The 3,023-nt window shown below is 40.3% G+C and carries 4 protein-coding genes and 1 pseudogene; all 5 read right to left on the bottom strand.

Annotation, left to right across the window (positions count from 1 at the left end; all coding sequences use genetic code 11):
- The coding region (locus tag ABZA26_RS11390) for a PucR family transcriptional regulator ligand-binding domain-containing protein (RefSeq protein ID WP_372714645.1) at positions 1 to 181 on the bottom strand (181 nt) is incomplete at its 3' end.
- Between the two features lie 277 nt (positions 182 to 458).
- Positions 459 to 851, bottom strand: coding sequence for a Rid family hydrolase (locus ABZA26_RS11385; RefSeq protein ID WP_372714644.1), 393 nt, complete (start codon positions 849 to 851; stop codon positions 459 to 461).
- Between the two features lie 33 nt (positions 852 to 884).
- Positions 885 to 2,012, bottom strand: a complete 1,128-nt coding sequence (locus ABZA26_RS11380; RefSeq protein WP_372714643.1) for an NAD(P)/FAD-dependent oxidoreductase — start codon at positions 2,010 to 2,012, stop codon at positions 885 to 887.
- A gap of 4 nt (positions 2,013 to 2,016) precedes the next feature.
- On the bottom strand, positions 2,017 to 2,340 hold the full coding sequence (locus ABZA26_RS11375) for a (2Fe-2S)-binding protein (protein WP_372714642.1): 324 nt from the start codon (positions 2,338 to 2,340) through the stop codon (positions 2,017 to 2,019).
- A gap of 1 nt (position 2,341) precedes the next feature.
- Positions 2,342 to 3,023: pseudogene (locus ABZA26_RS11370) on the bottom strand (pyridine nucleotide-disulfide oxidoreductase); the annotation flags it as partial.

The following is a 3,023-nucleotide window of genomic DNA, read 5'->3' as shown; positions in this document are numbered from 1 at the left end:
CTTTTTCAAGAGCAATACCAGTTATAAAAGCCAACTCCTGACCATCCAAGAAAATTGTTGTTTCTATACTTTCAATCATATGTGCCCAACTGACAATATTATTGATACCATTTTTCCCGGCGATTAATTTCATATTTTTTCTGCTGGTAGACTTATATAATTCACTTAATTTTATGGCCATACTTTCCCCTTTTCCAATCCTGTAAGAATCTAATATCAAAATATTTCTAATCCTATACTCTTATTGTATCATAATTTTATCGATATTATTAAAAGACATCCCTGCAGGGATATTTCCCAACATAATTTTTTATCTTCAGAATATACAAAATAATAGCATGTGTAAATATAACTAACATTCACTCTTTTTAGGTTCTTGCTATATTTCTCTAGCAAAAAAACCAGGCCTAATCAGGCCCGGTCTTTCTATTTGAATAATTACCCTACATTTATTATGTTTAATATTTCATACCATCCATTTCAATCTCAACTAACTGAGTTGGTCTGTTAAGCATAGTTGTCCCGACCATAGTAAAAAGAGGCTTTACATTTAAAAAGTATTCAGAATAAGCTCTCCCGACTTCAGGGGCATAACTCATATCTGTAACATAGGCCTTTACTTTTACGACATTTTCAGCTGTTGCACCTGCTTCTTCCATAATTTTTAATAATTTATCAAAAATAAATTTTGCCTGTTCATAGGGATCATCTTCACCGTGTACTGTTCCGTCAGGTTTTACAGAAGTTGTCCCTCCCAAATATATAAAGGGTCCAACTGTTACCATTCTCGAATATCCTACTTTTTCTTCTAAAGGCGCACCTGAAGAATAATTCGCTCTAGTCATTTCCATATATTTTGCCTCCAAATTTATAATTTTAAACCCCTATATCTTAGCTTTAAATCTATCGTATCTAAACGGAGTTATATCCAGTGTTGTGTCCTTATCCATGGCCATTTCACTTAGCAGCATTCCTACCGTCGGTGCTATCCCGAATCCGTGTCCGGAGAAGGCACAGGCAACAATAAGTCCCGGGACTTCCTCCACATGACTGATTACAGGTATACCATCCATACAATAATCAATAGTACCGGCCCATGTACGGATGATCTTAAGATCACCTAGATCAGGAAAATATTTCATAATCCCCCTGCAAACTGCCGATGCAGTTTTACTGTTAGTAGCCTGGATTCCGCCGTCTTTGTTAAAGGCTTCATGTCCTGAAGTTCCACCGAAAACAAAGGATCCGTGTGTACTCTGATGTCCGTAAAAATCCGCTTCTGCAGTCCCAAGCATCTGATAAAACATAGGAGACTGTGCTTCTGTAACCAGTACCTCCAGTAAAATAGGATTCATAGGTACATCTATACCTACCGTTTCAGCAATTCTACGACTTTCATACCCTGCTGCAAGGATTATCTTATCCCCTTCATAAATGTTTTCTTTTGTCACTACCTGACGGGCTGTCCCTTTGATCTTCTTTATTTCTACAACTTCTTCCCCTGTGATAAAACGAGCACCAAGTTCACGGGCTTTTTTATAATATCCCAAAGTTACCAGCATAGGGTTGGCGTGACCATCTGTTGGACACCAGCTTGCCCCTATAACCTCATCAGAAAGATAAGGACAGATCTCTCTGGCTTCGTCCCCGTCTACCATCTTAAGGTCCAATCCCAAGGCTGTACTTCTGTCCACTATCCCCTGCAGTACTTTGAGATGCTCTTCTGTCTTTCCCAAACGAAGATTCCCCTCTTGATAATACTCAACTTCAACTCCCAATTCCTCAGAAAGGTTCGGCCAAAGATTTTTTACACCGTACATCGCCAGTGGCAGCTCAGCAGAATGTCGGCCAGACTGTCTCACACCTCCGCCGTTACGTGTAGAACCCCCGTCACCGATGCTTTCATTTTTCTCAAGTACAATAACGGATTTCCCAGCCTTTGCGAGATTGTATGCCGTGGCATTTCCTATAACTCCACTCCCGATTATTATTACATCTGCTTTATTTGTCATCTTCTCACCCCTTCCTCTCGTTCCCGAGAACTTTCATTTCAATGGGTCTCATTGGAGCTCTTGATACAGCCGATTCTAGTTCCAAAGGAGAAATCCCCAACTCTTGGGAAATGATCCTTTTGACCAACTTTCCGCAGGTCTGCCCCTGGCACAAGCCCATTCCAGTCCTCAAATATTTACGTACCTCTTGAAGTGTATACATCCCAGCATGTATTGCCTGACGAATTTCCCCCTTTGTCACTTCCTCACATCTGCAGATTATCGTATTATCATCAGCCTGAGGAATAAATTTCCCTATATCTTTTGAACGATCATTTATTTTATTCATATTATTTTACCTCCTGCAGGTTCTTGAAGAAACGGGCTTTCATCCCCATATCATCTGCCACCTTTATGGTCAAAAGGCTCGTTTGATCAAAGCTCTTTGATGTTCTCACACCGACGACTTCAGCATCACAAATTATTTTTCCGCTACGATTCAGTGCTTTACCCTTATCTCCCTTTTCAGGAATCGGTAAAAACTCATAAGGCATTGTTATATGTGTATACCCTTCCTCTCTGTCCTCATCTACAAGAAATATCGACTGACCTGAGCATGAGACTACGCACAGTCCACAACCTGTACAATCCGTCGATTCATCAAAGGCAGGCAAGGCTGTGATGTCAGTTCCTATTTTAATGCACCCTTTAGGACAGGCATCCTGACAAGGGTTACACGGAATATTCTGAGAGCATTCTATAATAGGATGCACACCTCTCACTGACTTTACACCGGGATATTTTGTAACTTCATCGTCTGTTAAGTATCCCTTTCTCAAGAGATTTTTGGAAACGTCAAACCCTTCATCAGTTTTATGAAGTTCTTTTCCACGATTTTCAGGAGCAAACATTCCCTGACGAAGGCTAATGAGAGAGGCTTCTAATTCTTCAGCTTCTTTTACTAACTCCTCTTTTTCTATGTAGCCCAAAGAATGGGCAGCTGCGATACCTGCTATTCTTCCCTCTATCATT

Origin of the sequence: Ilyobacter sp., from assembly GCF_041583315.1 — a bacterium.
Classification (GTDB): Bacteria; Fusobacteriota; Fusobacteriia; order Fusobacteriales; family Fusobacteriaceae; genus Ilyobacter.
Note: the sequence above shows the minus strand (reverse complement) of the source record. Positions and strands in the feature narration are given on the sequence as shown.